This window comes from Pseudomonas sp. NFR02 (assembly GCF_900119375.1).
GTDB classification, from domain to species: domain Bacteria; phylum Pseudomonadota; class Gammaproteobacteria; order Pseudomonadales; family Pseudomonadaceae; genus Aquipseudomonas; species Aquipseudomonas paracarnis.
The window spans coordinates 273,209-287,104 of the sequence record NZ_FPJJ01000008.1; the positions used below are offsets into that span (position 1 = coordinate 273,209).

11 protein-coding genes are annotated in these 13,896 nt (G+C 58.7%); 10 read left to right on the forward strand and 1 reads right to left on the reverse strand.

Annotated elements, in window-relative coordinates:
* Window positions 1–35 precede the first annotated feature (35 nt).
* The 7 genes from dnaK (at window position 36) to BT199_RS23055 (ending at window position 9,845) form a co-directional block, all read left to right on the forward strand.
* A complete protein-coding gene (gene dnaK, locus BT199_RS23025) occupies window positions 36–1,952 on the forward strand; it encodes a molecular chaperone DnaK (RefSeq protein ID WP_014719959.1) in 1,917 nt (638 codons plus the stop codon).
* A gap of 316 nt (window positions 1,953–2,268) precedes the next feature.
* Window positions 2,269–3,393: a molecular chaperone DnaJ gene (gene dnaJ / locus BT199_RS23030; RefSeq protein ID WP_072435527.1), complete on the forward strand. Its 1,125-nt coding sequence runs from the start codon at window positions 2,269–2,271 to the stop codon at window positions 3,391–3,393.
* Window positions 3,394–3,403: 10 nt separating this feature from the next.
* Window positions 3,404–4,210 carry a 4-hydroxy-tetrahydrodipicolinate reductase gene (dapB, locus tag BT199_RS23035; protein ID WP_072435528.1) on the forward strand — a complete coding sequence of 269 codons (807 nt, stop codon included), beginning with the start codon at window positions 3,404–3,406 and terminating at the stop codon, window positions 4,208–4,210.
* Window positions 4,211–4,469: 259 nt separating this feature from the next.
* On the forward strand, window positions 4,470–5,606 hold the full coding sequence (gene carA, locus BT199_RS23040) for a glutamine-hydrolyzing carbamoyl-phosphate synthase small subunit (protein WP_003194208.1): 1,137 nt from the start codon (window positions 4,470–4,472) through the stop codon (window positions 5,604–5,606).
* 105 nt (window positions 5,607–5,711) lie between these two features.
* Window positions 5,712–8,933 carry a carbamoyl-phosphate synthase large subunit gene (gene carB / locus BT199_RS23045; RefSeq protein WP_003194205.1) on the forward strand — a complete coding sequence of 1,074 codons (3,222 nt, stop codon included), beginning with the start codon at window positions 5,712–5,714 and terminating at the stop codon, window positions 8,931–8,933.
* Window positions 8,934–8,935: 2 nt separating this feature from the next.
* Window positions 8,936–9,412 (forward strand): transcription elongation factor GreA, encoded by a 477-nt coding sequence (gene greA, locus BT199_RS23050; RefSeq protein ID WP_032873232.1) that lies wholly within the window; start codon window positions 8,936–8,938, stop codon window positions 9,410–9,412.
* A 28-nt stretch (window positions 9,413–9,440) separates the two neighbouring features.
* Window positions 9,441–9,845: a hypothetical protein gene (locus BT199_RS23055; protein WP_060768035.1), complete on the forward strand. Its 405-nt coding sequence runs from the start codon at window positions 9,441–9,443 to the stop codon at window positions 9,843–9,845.
* Window positions 9,846–9,854: 9 nt separating this feature from the next.
* Here BT199_RS23055 and BT199_RS23060 read toward each other — a convergent pair whose 3' ends face one another.
* Entirely contained in the window at window positions 9,855–10,163 is a 309-nt protein-coding gene (locus BT199_RS23060) for a YhbY family RNA-binding protein (RefSeq protein ID WP_003176146.1), read from the reverse strand.
* Between the two features lie 107 nt (window positions 10,164–10,270).
* Between BT199_RS23060 and rlmE the strand changes: the two genes are divergently transcribed.
* The 3 genes from rlmE to folP all read left to right on the forward strand — a co-directional run bounded on the left by rlmE (window position 10,271) and on the right by folP (window position 13,892).
* Window positions 10,271–10,921 carry a 23S rRNA (uridine(2552)-2'-O)-methyltransferase RlmE gene (rlmE, locus tag BT199_RS23065; protein ID WP_014719954.1) on the forward strand — a complete coding sequence of 217 codons (651 nt, stop codon included), beginning with the start codon at window positions 10,271–10,273 and terminating at the stop codon, window positions 10,919–10,921.
* 200 nt (window positions 10,922–11,121) lie between these two features.
* Window positions 11,122–13,032 carry an ATP-dependent zinc metalloprotease FtsH gene (ftsH, locus tag BT199_RS23070; protein WP_019817951.1) on the forward strand — a complete coding sequence of 637 codons (1,911 nt, stop codon included), beginning with the start codon at window positions 11,122–11,124 and terminating at the stop codon, window positions 13,030–13,032.
* 8 nt (window positions 13,033–13,040) lie between these two features.
* Complete coding sequence (gene folP / locus BT199_RS23075) at window positions 13,041–13,892, forward strand: dihydropteroate synthase (protein ID WP_014719952.1); 852 nt, start codon at window positions 13,041–13,043, stop codon at window positions 13,890–13,892.
* Window positions 13,893–13,896: the final 4 nt, after the last annotated feature.

A 13,896-nucleotide genomic window follows, 5' to 3' on the forward strand; every position in this document is an offset into this window, starting at 1 on the left:
GCGGCAACCAAATTCAAGTTTCGGGAGAGTAAATCATGGGCAAAATTATCGGTATCGACCTGGGGACCACCAACTCCTGCGTCTCCGTGCTGGAAAACGGCGTTGCAAAAGTTATTGAAAACGCCGAAGGCGCACGTACCACTCCGTCGATCATCGCTTACGCCAACGACGGTGAAATCCTCGTCGGTCAATCGGCCAAGCGTCAGGCGGTGACCAACCCGCACAACACCCTGTACGCGGTAAAGCGTCTGATTGGTCGTAAGTTCGACGAAGAAGTCGTACAGAAAGACATCAAGATGGTGCCTTACAAAATCGCCAAGGCCGACAACGGTGACGCCTGGGTTGAAGTGAACGGCCAGAAAATGTCGCCGCCGCAAATCTCGGCTGAAATCTTGAAAAAGATGAAAAAGACCGCCGAAGACTACCTCGGTGAAGCAGTGACTGAAGCGGTGATCACCGTTCCTGCCTACTTCAACGACAGCCAGCGCCAGGCTACCAAAGACGCCGGCCGCATCGCGGGCCTGGATGTAAAACGTATCATCAACGAACCAACCGCAGCCGCGCTGGCTTACGGTATGGACAAGGCCAAGGGCGACCACACCGTGATCGTTTACGACCTGGGTGGCGGTACGTTCGACGTCTCCGTGATCGAGATCGCAGAAGTTGACGGCGAGCACCAGTTCGAAGTGTTGGCCACCAACGGTGACACCTTCCTGGGTGGTGAAGACTTTGACATTCGTCTGATCGACTACCTCGTTGACGAATTCAAGAAAGAAAGCGGCATGAACCTCAAGGGTGACCCGCTGGCCATGCAGCGCCTGAAGGAAGCCGCTGAAAAAGCCAAGATCGAGCTGTCTTCCGCTCAGTCGACTGACGTGAACCTGCCGTACATCACTGCAGACGCTACCGGTCCTAAGCACTTGAACGTGAAGATCTCGCGTTCCAAGCTCGAAGCATTGGTTGAAGACCTGGTTCAGCGCACCATCGAACCTTGCCGCATCGCGCTGAAAGACTCCGGTATCGACGTTGGCTCGATCAACGACGTGATCCTGGTGGGCGGTCAGACCCGTATGCCACTGGTTCAGAAGCTGGTCACCGAGTTCTTCGGCAAAGAAGCCCGTAAAGACGTGAACCCGGACGAAGCCGTTGCCATGGGTGCTGCCATCCAGGGTGCGGTACTGGCCGGTGATGTGAAAGACGTGCTGCTGCTGGACGTAAGCCCGCTGACCCTGGGTATCGAAACCATGGGTGGCGTGATGACTGCGCTGATCGAGAAAAACACCACGATTCCTACCAAGAAATCTCAGGTGTTCTCGACTGCCGATGACAACCAGGGCGCCGTGACTATCCACGTGCTGCAGGGCGAGCGTAAGCAAGCCGCACAGAACAAGTCCCTGGGCAAGTTCGACCTGGCTGAGATTCCACCAGCACCACGTGGCGTGCCACAAATCGAAGTGACCTTCGACATCGACGCCAACGGCATCCTGCACGTCGGCGCGAAAGACAAGGCCACCGGCAAAGAGCAGAAGATCACCATCAAGGCCAACTCCGGCCTGTCTGATGAAGAAATTCAACAGATGATCCGTGATGCTGAAACCAATGCTGAAGCTGACAAGAAGTTCGAAGAGTTGGCAGGCGCCCGTAACCAGGGTGACGCGCTGGTTCACTCGACGCGCAAAATGATCGCTGATGCTGGCGACAAAGTGACAGACGAAGAGAAAACCGCAATCGAAGCGGCAGTGGTTGCGCTGGAAGCCGCCATTAAAGGCGACGACAAGGCTGCCATCGAAGCCAAGGTTGAGGAGCTGTCGAAAGTCTCCGCGCCAGTTGCTCAGAAAATGTACGCCGAGCAAGGCCAGCCGGCTGACGGCGCTGCGCAACAAGCAGAGCCTGAAGCCAAGCACGACGATGTTGTCGATGCTGAGTTCGAAGAAGTTAAAGACAACAAGTAAGTTGTCGCCCGGTTGACCGCGCACAAGCGGTGACTGGTAGGATGTCGCCGCGCGGGAGCTTGCTCCCGCGTTGGCGTGTCTGGGGTATGCGAATTTTTACAGCATGCGACAACGCTCGGATGCTGGCGGTGTGAACGGGAATGCTCCTGCTTTCCGAATGACAGTCACCGCGTTTTTGGCCGGCTCCCTGGCTGAAAACAGTAATGACCAGGATCGTTGAATTGACGTGAGTTGGGTCCGGGCCTGTATTGGGGCTCAACGAGTTTGGCAGGGTTCAGGAGGGCCAGGTCGAACGTCCTTAAGAGTGCAAAGACTTATGGCAAAGCGTGACTATTACGAAGTATTGGGTGTGGAGCGTGGCGCCAGCGAGGCGGAGCTGAAAAAATCCTACCGTCGCCTGGCGATGAAGCACCACCCGGACCGTAATCCGGATAACAAAGAATCCGAAGAGATGTTCAAAGAGGCCAACGAGGCCTACGAATGCCTGTGTGATCCCAATAAGCGTGCGGCCTACGACCAGTATGGCCATGCTGGCGTCGACCCGAGCATGGGCGGCGGCGGTGCCGGTTTTGGTGGCCAGAACTTCTCCGATATTTTCGGCGACGTATTCAGCGACTTCTTCGGCGGTGGCCGTGGCGGTCAGCGTGGCGGCCCTCAGCGCGGCAGCGACCTGCGTTACACCCTGGAACTGAACCTGGAAGAAGCCGTGCGCGGCACCAGTGTCAATATCCGTGTGCCGACGCTGGTCAACTGCAAGCCGTGCGACGGCTCGGGTGCGAAGAAAGGCTCCTCGCCGATCACGTGCCCGACCTGCGGCGGTATCGGGCAGGTACGCATGCAGCAGGGCTTCTTCTCGGTGCAGCAAACCTGCCCGCGTTGCCATGGCCAGGGCAAGATCATTTCCGATCCGTGCGACTCCTGCCACGGCGAAGGCCGCGTCGAAGAGTACAAGACGCTGTCGGTGAAAGTGCCGGCGGGTGTGGATACCGGTGATCGTATTCGACTGTCGGGCGAAGGCGAGGCGGGTGCCCAGGGTGGCCCTACAGGCGACCTGTACGTGGTGATCAATGTGCGCGAGCACTCGATCTTCCAGCGTGACGGCAAGCACTTGTTCTGCGAAGTGCCGATCAGCTTTGTTGATGCGGCCCTGGGTGGCGAGCTGGAGATTCCGACGCTGGATGGTCGGGTCAAGCTCAAGATTCCCGAGGGGACTCAAACCGGCAAGCAGTTCCGCATTCGTGGCAAAGGCGTTGCGCCCGTGCGCGGTGGCGGTGCTGGCGACCTGATGTGCCGTGTGGCGGTGGAAACCCCGGTGAACCTGAATCGTCGTCAGCGTGAACTGCTGGAAGAGTTCCGCAGCTCGCTGGAAGGCGATGACTCGCACTCGCCGAAGACTACGGGCTTCTTCGACGGTGTAAAACGCTTCTTCGGCGACCTGTAAGGATCTGAATATGCGACGTATAGCCGTAATGGGCGCTGCCGGGCGCATGGGCAAGACGCTGGTCGAGGCGGTGCAGCAGCGCTCGCCGGCCTCCGGGCTGACGGCGGCGATTGTTCGCCCAGGCAGTACGTTGATCGGCGCGGACGCAGGTGAGTTGGCCTCATTGGGCCGCATCGGTGTTTCGTTGTCTGGCAACCTTGAGCAGGTGGCTGACGAGCTCGACGTGCTGATCGACTTCACCCTGCCGGAAGTGATGCTGAAAAATCTGGCCTTCTGCCGTAAGGCGGGCAAGGCTATGGTGATCGGTACCACCGGTTTGAGCGCCGAGCAGAAACAGTTGCTGGTGGAGGCGGGCAAGGATATTCCGATCGTCTTCGCTGCCAATTTCAGCGTGGGCGTAAACCTGTCGCTGAAATTGCTGGACCTGGCGGCGCGCGTGCTGGGTGATGAGGCTGATATCGAGATTATCGAGACTCATCACCGTCACAAGATCGACGCCCCGTCGGGCACTGCGTTGCGCATGGGTGAAGCTATTGCCGATGCGCTGGGCCGCGATTTGTCGAAAGTGGCGGTATACGGGCGTGAAGGCCACACAGGGGAGCGCGCACGCGACACCATCGGTTTTGCAACCGTGCGCGGTGGTGATGTGGTTGGCGATCACACCGTGCTGTTCGCCACCGAAGGCGAGCGCCTGGAGATCACGCACAAAGCCTCCAGCCGCATGACTTTCGCCAAGGGCGCGGTGCGTGCTGCGCTTTGGTTGGACGGCCGCGAGCCGGGCCTGTACGACATGCGTGACGTGCTGGATTTGCACTAACCAGTAGCTAAAACGGGGGCTCAGGATTATCCTGTGGCCCCGTTTTTACCCGCTAGGCGACGTCCTGTCGCATTCCCCTGCCTTTAAGGCTCATTAGCGGTGGACCAAAAAAGCCTTTTTCTGTAAGCTACAGCTTTAGTGTGTCCACTAAAAGCGCGCAGAATAATTCAGTGAAGAAGCGGGGTGACGTGTCCATACGTCACTCCGCTTTTTTACAACCTGCGATCGCCCTTTCAGGCTTTATTTACGGGAGGTCTTCTTGACTAAGCCAGCCATACTCGCCCTTGCTGATGGCAGCATTTTTCGCGGCGAAGCCATTGGAGCCGACGGTCAGACCGTTGGAGAGGTGGTGTTTAACACCGCCATGACCGGCTATCAGGAAATCCTTACCGATCCTTCCTACGCCCAACAGATCGTTACCCTGACCTATCCGCACATCGGCAACACCGGCACTACGCCGGAAGATGTCGAGTCTGATCGTGTCTGGTCGGCGGGCCTGGTGATTCGTGACCTGCCACTGGTTGCGAGCAACTGGCGTAACACGATGTCGCTGTCCGATTACCTGAAAGCCAACAACGTTGTGGCGATCGCCGGTATCGATACGCGCCGCCTCACGCGCATCCTGCGTGAAAAAGGCTCGCAGAACGGCTGCATCATGGTCGGTGACAATATTTCCGAAGAGGCGGCGATTGCCGCAGCGCAAGGTTTTCCCGGCCTGAAGGGCATGGACCTGGCGAAAGTCGTCAGCGTCAAAGAGAAGTACGAGTGGCGTTCCACTGTGTGGGATCTGAAGACCGACAGCCACGCGACTATCGAGGCTGCCGATCTGCCTTACCACGTGGTCGCCTATGACTACGGCGTCAAGTACAACATCCTGCGCATGCTGGTCGAGCGCGGTTGCCGTGTGACCGTGGTGCCCGCGCAAACCCCTGCCAGCGATGTGCTCGCGATGCAGCCGGACGGTGTGTTCCTGTCCAACGGCCCGGGTGACCCTGAGCCATGCGACTACGCTATCCAGGCCATCAAGGACGTGCTGGAGACCGAGATTCCGGTGTTCGGCATCTGCCTTGGCCACCAGTTGCTGGCTTTGGCCTCCGGCGCCAAGACCCTGAAAATGGGCCACGGCCACCACGGTGCCAACCACCCGGTACAAGACCTGGACACCGGCGTTGTGATGATCACCAGCCAGAACCACGGTTTTGCGGTGGATGAAGCCTCCCTGCCGAGCAATGTGCGCGCCATTCACAAGTCGCTGTTCGACGGCTCCCTGCAAGGCATCGAGCGCACCGACAAGAGCGCGTTCAGCTTCCAGGGCCACCCTGAAGCCAGCCCGGGCCCGAACGACGTAGCGCCGCTGTTCGACCGTTTCATCAATGAGATGGCCAAGCGACGCTGACTGAGTGGCCTGCGGGCGGCCCCGGATTGCGGTGGCCCCCGCAGGCTCTTCAAAGATTGTTCAAGACGGCTTGCCGACTGACCTGCGGATTTGAGTGACAAACCCATGCCAAAACGTACAGACATAAAAAGCATCCTGATTCTCGGCGCTGGCCCGATCGTGATCGGCCAGGCCTGCGAATTCGACTACTCCGGCGCGCAGGCCTGTAAAGCCCTGCGCGAGGAGGGCTACCGCGTCATCCTGGTGAACTCCAACCCGGCCACCATCATGACCGACCCGGCCATGGCCGACGCCACCTACATCGAGCCGATCAAGTGGCAGACCGTTGCCAAGATCATCGAAAAAGAGCGTCCGGACGCGCTGCTGCCAACCATGGGTGGCCAGACCGCTCTGAACTGCGCCTTGGACCTGGAGCGCGAAGGCGTCCTGGAAAAGTTCGGCGTAGAGATGATCGGTGCCAATGCCGACACCATCGACAAGGCTGAAGACCGTTCGCGTTTCGACAAGGCCATGAAGTCCATCGGCCTGGCGTGCCCACGTTCCGGTATCGCCCACAGCATGGAAGAGGCCAATGCGGTCCTCGAGACCCTGGGCTTCCCGTGCATCATCCGTCCGTCCTTCACCATGGGCGGCACCGGCGGCGGTATCGCTTACAACCGTGAAGAGTTCGAAGAAATCTGCGCGCGTGGCCTGGACCTGTCGCCGACCAAAGAGCTGCTGATCGACGAATCGCTGATCGGCTGGAAAGAATATGAGATGGAGGTTGTCCGCGATAAGAAGGACAACTGCATCATCGTCTGCTCCATCGAAAACTTCGACCCGATGGGCGTGCACACCGGTGACTCGATCACCGTGGCGCCAGCACAGACCCTGACCGACAAGGAATACCAGATCCTGCGTAACGCCTCCTTGGCGGTATTGCGCGAGATCGGCGTTGAAACCGGCGGTTCCAACGTCCAGTTCGGCATCTGCCCGGACACCGGCCGCATGGTCGTGATCGAGATGAACCCACGTGTATCGCGTTCTTCGGCGCTGGCCTCGAAAGCGACCGGTTTCCCGATTGCGCGTATCGCTGCCAAGCTGGCTATCGGCTACACCTTGGACGAGCTGCAAAACGAAATCACCGGCGGCGCTATGCCGGCGTCTTTCGAACCGTCTATCGACTACGTCGTGACCAAGCTGCCGCGCTTTGCCTTCGAGAAATTCGCCAAGGCGGATGCGCGCCTGACCACCCAGATGAAGTCGGTCGGTGAAGTCATGGCCATCGGCCGCACGTTCCAGGAATCCCTGCAGAAAGCGCTGCGCGGCCTGGAAGTCGGTGTTTGCGGCCTGGACGAGAAGCTCGACCTGAGCAACCCGGAAAGCATGAGCATCCTCAAGCGCGAGCTGACCGTGCCGGGCGCCGAGCGTATCTGGTACGTGGCTGACGCCTTCCGTGCCGGCCTGAGCGTCGAAGATATCTTCGGCATGAACATGATCGACCCGTGGTTCCTGGTGCAGATCGAAGATCTGATCAAGGAAGAAGAGAAGGTCAAGACGCTGGGTCTGTCGTCTATCGACCGCGACCTGATGTTCCGCCTCAAGCGCAAAGGCTTCTCCGACCAGCGTCTGGCCAAGCTGCTGGGTGTGACCGAGAAGAACCTGCGTACTCATCGCCACAAGCTGGATATCTTCCCGGTCTACAAGCGCGTTGACACCTGCGCCGCAGAATTCGCCACCGACACGGCCTACATGTACTCCACCTATGAGGAAGAGTGCGAAGCCGCGCCGACGGGCCGCGACAAGATCATCATCCTGGGTGGCGGTCCGAACCGTATCGGCCAGGGCATCGAGTTCGACTACTGCTGCGTACACGCCGCCCTCGCCCTGCGCGAAGACGGGTACGAGACCATCATGGTCAACTGCAACCCGGAAACGGTTTCCACTGACTACGACACGTCCGACCGTCTGTACTTCGAGCCGGTAACGCTGGAAGACGTATTGGAAATCTGTCGGGTCGAGAAGCCTAAAGGCGTGATCGTCCAGTACGGCGGCCAGACCCCGCTGAAACTGGCGCGTGCCCTCGAAGCCGCTGGCGTGCCGATCATCGGTACCAGCCCGGATGCAATCGACCGTGCCGAAGACCGTGAGCGTTTCCAGCAGATGGTTGAGCGCCTGAACCTGCGTCAGCCGCCGAACGCCACCGTGCGCAGCGAAGACGAAGCCATTCGCGCGGCCAGCAAGATCGGCTATCCGCTGGTGGTGCGTCCGTCCTACGTACTGGGCGGCCGGGCGATGGAAATCGTCTACGAAGAAGAAGAACTCAAGCGCTACCTGCGTGATGCGGTGAAAGTCTCCAACGACAGCCCGGTGCTGCTGGACCACTTCCTCAACTGCGCCATCGAAATGGACGTGGACGCGGTCTGCGACGGTACTGACGTCGTGATCGGCGCGATCATGCAGCACATCGAGCAGGCCGGCGTTCACTCCGGTGACTCCGCGTGCTCCCTGCCGCCGTACTCGCTGCCGGCGCATATCCAGGACGAGATGCGCGAACAGGTCAAGAAGATGGCCCTGGAACTGGGTGTGGTCGGCCTGATGAACGTACAGTTGGCGCTGCAAGGCGAAGACATCTACGTCATCGAAGTCAACCCGCGTGCCTCGCGTACCGTACCGTTCGTGTCCAAGTGCATCGGTGTGTCCCTGGCCATGATCGCTGCGCGAGTGATGGCTGGTAAGACCCTGAAGGAAATCGGCTTTACCAAGGAAATCATTCCGAACTTCTACAGTGTGAAAGAGGCGGTGTTCCCGTTCGCCAAATTCCCTGGCGTGGACCCGATCCTGGGCCCAGAAATGAAGTCCACCGGTGAAGTGATGGGTGTGGGCGATACCTTCGGTGAAGCCTTCGCCAAGGCCCAGATGGGTGCCAGTGAAGTGCTGCCGACCGGCGGTACTGCGTTTATCAGCGTACGTGATGATGACAAACCACTGGTTGCAGGGGTCGCCCGCGATCTGATCAACTTGGGCTTTGAAGTCGTGGCTACCGCCGGGACCGCCAAGCTGATCGAAGCTGCCGGCCTGAAAGTACGTCGCGTGAACAAGGTGACGGAAGGCCGTCCGCATGTGGTCGACATGATCAAGAATGACGAAGTCACCCTGATCATCAACACCACCGAAGGTCGCCAGTCGATCGCGGACTCCTATTCCATTCGTCGTAATGCCTTGCAGCACAAGATTTACTGCACCACTACCATTGCTGCTGGCGAAGCTATCTGTGAAGCGCTGAAGTTCGGTCCGGAAAAGACCGTGCGTCGCTTGCAGGATCTACACGCAGGATTGAAGGCATGAGCATAACCAAATACCCGATGACCGTTCAGGGCGCGCGCGCCCTGGAAGAGGAGCACGCCCATCTGACCAAGGTCGTACGTCCAAAGCTGAGCCAGGACATCGGTACGGCCCGCGAGCTGGGTGACTTGAAGGAAAACGCCGAATACCACGCTGCTCGCGAGCAGCAGGGTATGGTCGAGGCGCGGATTCGTGACATCGAAGGCCGTATGCAGAATGCGGTGATCATCGATGTCACCACCATCCCGCATACCGGCAAGGTAATTTTCGGCACGACCGTGGAAATCGCCAACGTCGAGACCGACGAAAGCGTGACTTACCAAATCGTGGGTGAGGATGAGGCTGACTTCAAGCAAGGCAAGATCTCTGTCGGCTCGCCGATTGCTCGCGCCTTGATTGCCAAGGAAGAAGGCGACGTGGTTGCCGTGAAAACGCCGAGCGGCGTCATTGAGTACGAGATTGTCGAAGTTCGTCACATCTGAAAGACGGCGCCCGCTGCGTGCGGGCGCCATGCTTTGGCAGCTCTCTCAGATGCTTTGGGTGGGCGGCCTATGGCTGTTACATATTGGTATGTTGCCGGCGTTGGGCCTGATTGGCCTGGCGCCGCTGCTGATCGATGAGATCGACGGATTGCTGAGTGCGCTGCTGGTGGGTTTTGCGGCGGCGTGCGTGACGCTTCAGGTGTTGGTGCTGATCAAGGCCGAAGGCCTGAAGAGTTTGTGGCGGGATATCCGCGGGCAACTGCTGTTGATGGCGCTGTATGCATGCGCAATGTTTTGCGTGGTGCATGTGTGGCTGCCGCAAGCGTTGCGCTGGCAGTTATTCAGCTATCTTGTGCTAGGGTTCTCTGGCCTGGTGCTGGTTATGCAGCCTGCGCCGGGATGGAGTGGCGGGGCGCGCGAAGCACGCCCTTGACCCTTTTCATCATTTGAAGCGATGAACGTTCGACAGTTGCTTGTTGACGCTGAAGTTCTTGCGATACAGCAGCGCCATCTTGCCGATGACCTGAACAAGGTCCGCTTTGCCGACCTTGCACAGTTCTGCAACGGCGGCCAGGCGCGCTTCGCGATCAAGGATGTTGACCTTGATCTTGATCAGTTCGTGATCGTTCAGTGCGCGCTCGAATTCGGCTAGCACACCCTCAGTCAAACCGTTGTCTGCCACAATCAGAACTGGTTTCAGATGGTGGCCAATGGATTTGTACTGTTTCTTCTGCTCTTGAGTGAGCGGCATAATCTGACCCCTGCGTCTGATCTTGTAAAAAGCGGCGGCCAGTTTACCCGAGCGAGTCCGGGACCGCCCAGTTAATCACGACCCGTTTTATTTTTTCGAGGTGGCCCGTGGCCCGTTCCAAAACCAGCCTTAAGTGGCTACAAGAACATTTCAATGATCCTTACGTCAAAAAGGCGCAAAAGGACGGCTACCGTTCCCGGGCCAGCTACAAGTTGCTGGAGATCCAGGACAAGGACAAATTGATTCGTCCAGGCATGAGCGTTATCGATCTCGGCGCGGCCCCCGGTGGCTGGTCCCAGGTGACCAGTCGTCTGATTGGTGGGCAAGGTCGATTGATCGCTTCGGACATCCTCGAGATGGACAGCATCCCGGACGTGACCTTTGTTCACGGCGATTTCACCGAGGACAAGGTATTGGCCGAGATCCTGGAGGCTGTGGGAAATTCGCAGGTAGACCTTGTGATTTCCGACATGGCCCCCAATATGAGTGGATTACCGGCTGTTGATATGCCGCGTGCCATGTTCCTGTGTGAACTGGCGCTGGATCTGGCAGGTCGGGTGTTGCGTCCGGGTGGCGATTTCCTGGTGAAGGTCTTCCAGGGCGAAGGTTTCGACGAGTACCACAAGAACATTCGCAAGTTGTTCGACAAGGTACAGACACGCAAGCCGGACTCATCCCGTGACCGGTCCAGGGAGCAGTATCTGCTGTGCCGTGGCTTCCGCGGTGTCGAAGGCGCTGCGAGCGAAGAGCGTTTTTGAGAAATTCGAGGAGGGCGATAGGTTTTTTTATATCGCTTTCGTCACGAAGCTTTACGAATATTGCGTAGTCAAAGTTTCACAAAGGGTTACAGACGGCGCCTGCCAGAGTTGTAGGTAATGTAGTAAGTTAGGCCGGTGAATATCATGCGAAGCGCGCGCCAGTAGCGGAGCTTGCTTCAGAGGGTAGTTAATTGAACGATATGGCAAAGAATCTGATCCTGTGGTTGATCATCGCGGCTGTCCTGGTGACGGTGATGAACAACTTCTCCAGCCCTAACGAGCCGCAGACCCTCAACTATTCCGACTTCATCCAGCAAGTTAAGGATGGCAAGGTCGAGCGCGTAGCGGTTGATGGCTACGTGATTACCGGTAAGCGCAACGATGGCGACAGCTTCAAGACCATTCGTCCTGCCATTCAGGACAACGGTCTCATCGGTGACCTGGTGGATAACAAGGTCGTTGTGGAAGGCAAGCAGCCTGAACAGCAAAGCATCTGGACCCAGCTCCTGGTTGCCAGCTTCCCGATCCTGGTGATTATCGCCGTGTTCATGTTCTTCATGCGCCAGATGCAAGGCGGTGCGGGAGGCAAGGGCGGGCCGATGAGCTTCGGCAAAAGCAAGGCGCGCCTGCTCTCCGAAGACCAGGTGAAGACCACCCTGGCTGACGTCGCAGGTTGCGACGAAGCCAAGGAAGAAGTCGGTGAGTTGGTCGAGTTCCTGCGTGATCCGGGCAAGTTCCAGCGCCTGGGTGGCCGTATTCCTCGCGGTGTGCTGATGGTGGGGCCTCCGGGTACCGGTAAAACCTTGCTGGCCAAGGCGATTGCCGGCGAAGCCAAGGTGCCTTTCTTCACGATTTCCGGTTCTGACTTCGTCGAGATGTTTGTCGGCGTCGGCGCCAGCCGTGTTCGCGATATGTTCGAGCAGGCCAAGAAGCACGCGCCATGCATCATCTTCATCGACGAAATCGATGCCGTTGGTCGCCATCGTGGCGCGGGCATGGGGGGTGGTCACGATGAGCGTGAGCAGACCCTCAACCAGTTGCTGGTAGAGATGGATGGTTTCGAGATGAATGACGGCATTATCGTCATCGCCGCAACCAACCGTCCCGACGTTCTCGACCCTGCGTTGCTGCGTCCGGGCCGTTTCGACCGCCAGGTTGTGGTCGGCCTGCCGGACATTCGTGGTCGTGAGCAGATTCTGAAAGTACACATGCGCAAGGTGCCAATGGGTGACGACGTGGCTCCGGCTGTGATCGCCCGTGGTACTCCCGGTTTCTCCGGTGCTGATCTGGCGAACCTGGTGAACGAGGCTTCGCTGTTCGCTGCCCGTACTGGCAAGCGCATCGTTGAGATGAAAGAGTTCGAATTGGCGAAAGACAAGATCATGATGGGCGCCGAGCGCAAATCCATGGTCATGTCCGAGAAAGAGAAGCAGAACACCGCTTATCACGAGGCAGGTCACGCCATTGTAGGTCGCGTTGTGCCTGAGCATGACCCCGTCTACAAAGTGTCGATCATTCCTCGTGGTCGGGCACTGGGTGTGACGATGTTCCTGCCGGAAGAAGATCGCTACAGCCTCTCCAAGCGTGCGCTGATCAGCCAGATCTGCTCGCTGTATGGTGGCCGTATTGCTGAGGAAATGACCCTTGGCTTCGACGGTGTGACCACTGGCGCCTCCAACGACATCATGCGTGCCAGCCAGATTGCGCGAAACATGGTGACCAAGTGGGGCTTGTCGGAAAAACTCGGCCCATTGATGTACGCCGAAGAAGAAGGCGAAGTGTTCCTGGGCCGTGGCGGCGGTGGGCAAAGCGCCAGCTTCTCGGGTGAGACAGCCAAGCTGATCGACTCCGAGGTTCGCAGCATCATTGACCAGTGCTACGGCACTGCCAAGCAGATCCTCACTGACAACCGTGACAAGCTGGACGCCATGGCTGATGCGTTGATGAAGTACGAAACCATCGATGCCGACCAGATCGACGACATCATGTCGGGCCGCACGCCGCGTGAGCCGCGCGACTGGGAAGGTGGTTCGGGTACTTCGGGCACTCCGCCTGTGGTGCAGAATGAGCGCCCTGAAACGCCTATCGGCGGCCCGGCAGCTGATCACTAAGGTTTGAAATGACTTCTGCTTTGTCCTCTACCCGGTTGCCTTGCGGCAACCGGGTTCTTGATTTGGCCCGGACGCATGTCATGGGCATCCTCAATGTAACCCCTGACTCCTTTTCCGATGGTGGCCGCTTCAGTCAGTTGGACGCCGCGTTGCGCCATGCCGAGGCGATGGTGGCCGCCGGTGCGACGCTGATTGATGTGGGTGGGGAATCGACCCGCCCCGGCGCCCGCGTTGTTTCTCCATTGGAGGAGCTGGAGCGGGTGGCGCCGGTAGTTGAGCGTATTGCCCGTGAGCTGGATGTCATCATCTCGGTAGACACCTCCACCCCGGCAGTGATGCGCGAAACCGCGCGGCTGGGGGCTGGGTTGATCAACGACGTGCGCTCGCTTCAGCGCGACGGCGCCCTTGATGCGGCCGCTGCAACCGGCTTGCCTGTCTGCCTCATGCATATGCTGGGTGAGCCCGGCAACATGCAGGACAATCCGCATTACGACGACCTGGTTGGCGAGGTGGGTGGGTTTCTTGCTGAGAGGGTTGCCCAGTGTGTGGCTGTGGGTATTGCGCCCGAACAGATCATCCTCGATCCGGGGTTTGGCTTTGCCAAGACCCTGCAGCACAATCTAAGCCTGTTCAAACACATGGAAGCGCTGCACGCCCTTGGTCGCCCGCTGTTGGTCGGCGTTTCGCGCAAGAGCATGATAGGGCTCGCCTTGAATCGCCCCGTCGGCGAACGCCTGTATGGCGGCCTGGCGCTTGCGGCGCTTGCCGTGACCAAGGGCGCACGTATTTTGCGTGTGCATGATGTCGCCGAAACGGTCGATGTGGTGCGCATGCTCGCTGCTGTAGAATCAGCCGAATAAGAAT

Bases quoted from the DNA above. Each gene is read 5' to 3' on its own strand.
- dnaK (WP_014719959.1), top strand. From the start codon at position 36: ATGGGCAAAATTATCGGTATCGACCTGGGGACCACCAACTCCTGCGTC.
- dnaJ (WP_072435527.1), top strand. From the start codon at position 2,269: ATGGCAAAGCGTGACTATTACGAAGTATTGGGTGTGGAGCGTGGCGCC.
- dapB (WP_072435528.1), top strand. From the start codon at position 3,404: ATGCGACGTATAGCCGTAATGGGCGCTGCCGGGCGCATGGGCAAGACG.
- carB (WP_003194205.1), top strand. From the start codon at position 5,712: ATGCCAAAACGTACAGACATAAAAAGCATCCTGATTCTCGGCGCTGGC.
- BT199_RS23055 (WP_060768035.1), top strand. From the start codon at position 9,441: ATGCTTTGGCAGCTCTCTCAGATGCTTTGGGTGGGCGGCCTATGGCTG.
- BT199_RS23060 (WP_003176146.1), bottom strand. From the start codon at position 10,163: ATGCCGCTCACTCAAGAGCAGAAGAAACAGTACAAATCCATTGGCCAC.
- ftsH (WP_019817951.1), top strand. From the start codon at position 11,122: ATGGCAAAGAATCTGATCCTGTGGTTGATCATCGCGGCTGTCCTGGTG.
- folP (WP_014719952.1), top strand. From the start codon at position 13,041: ATGACTTCTGCTTTGTCCTCTACCCGGTTGCCTTGCGGCAACCGGGTT.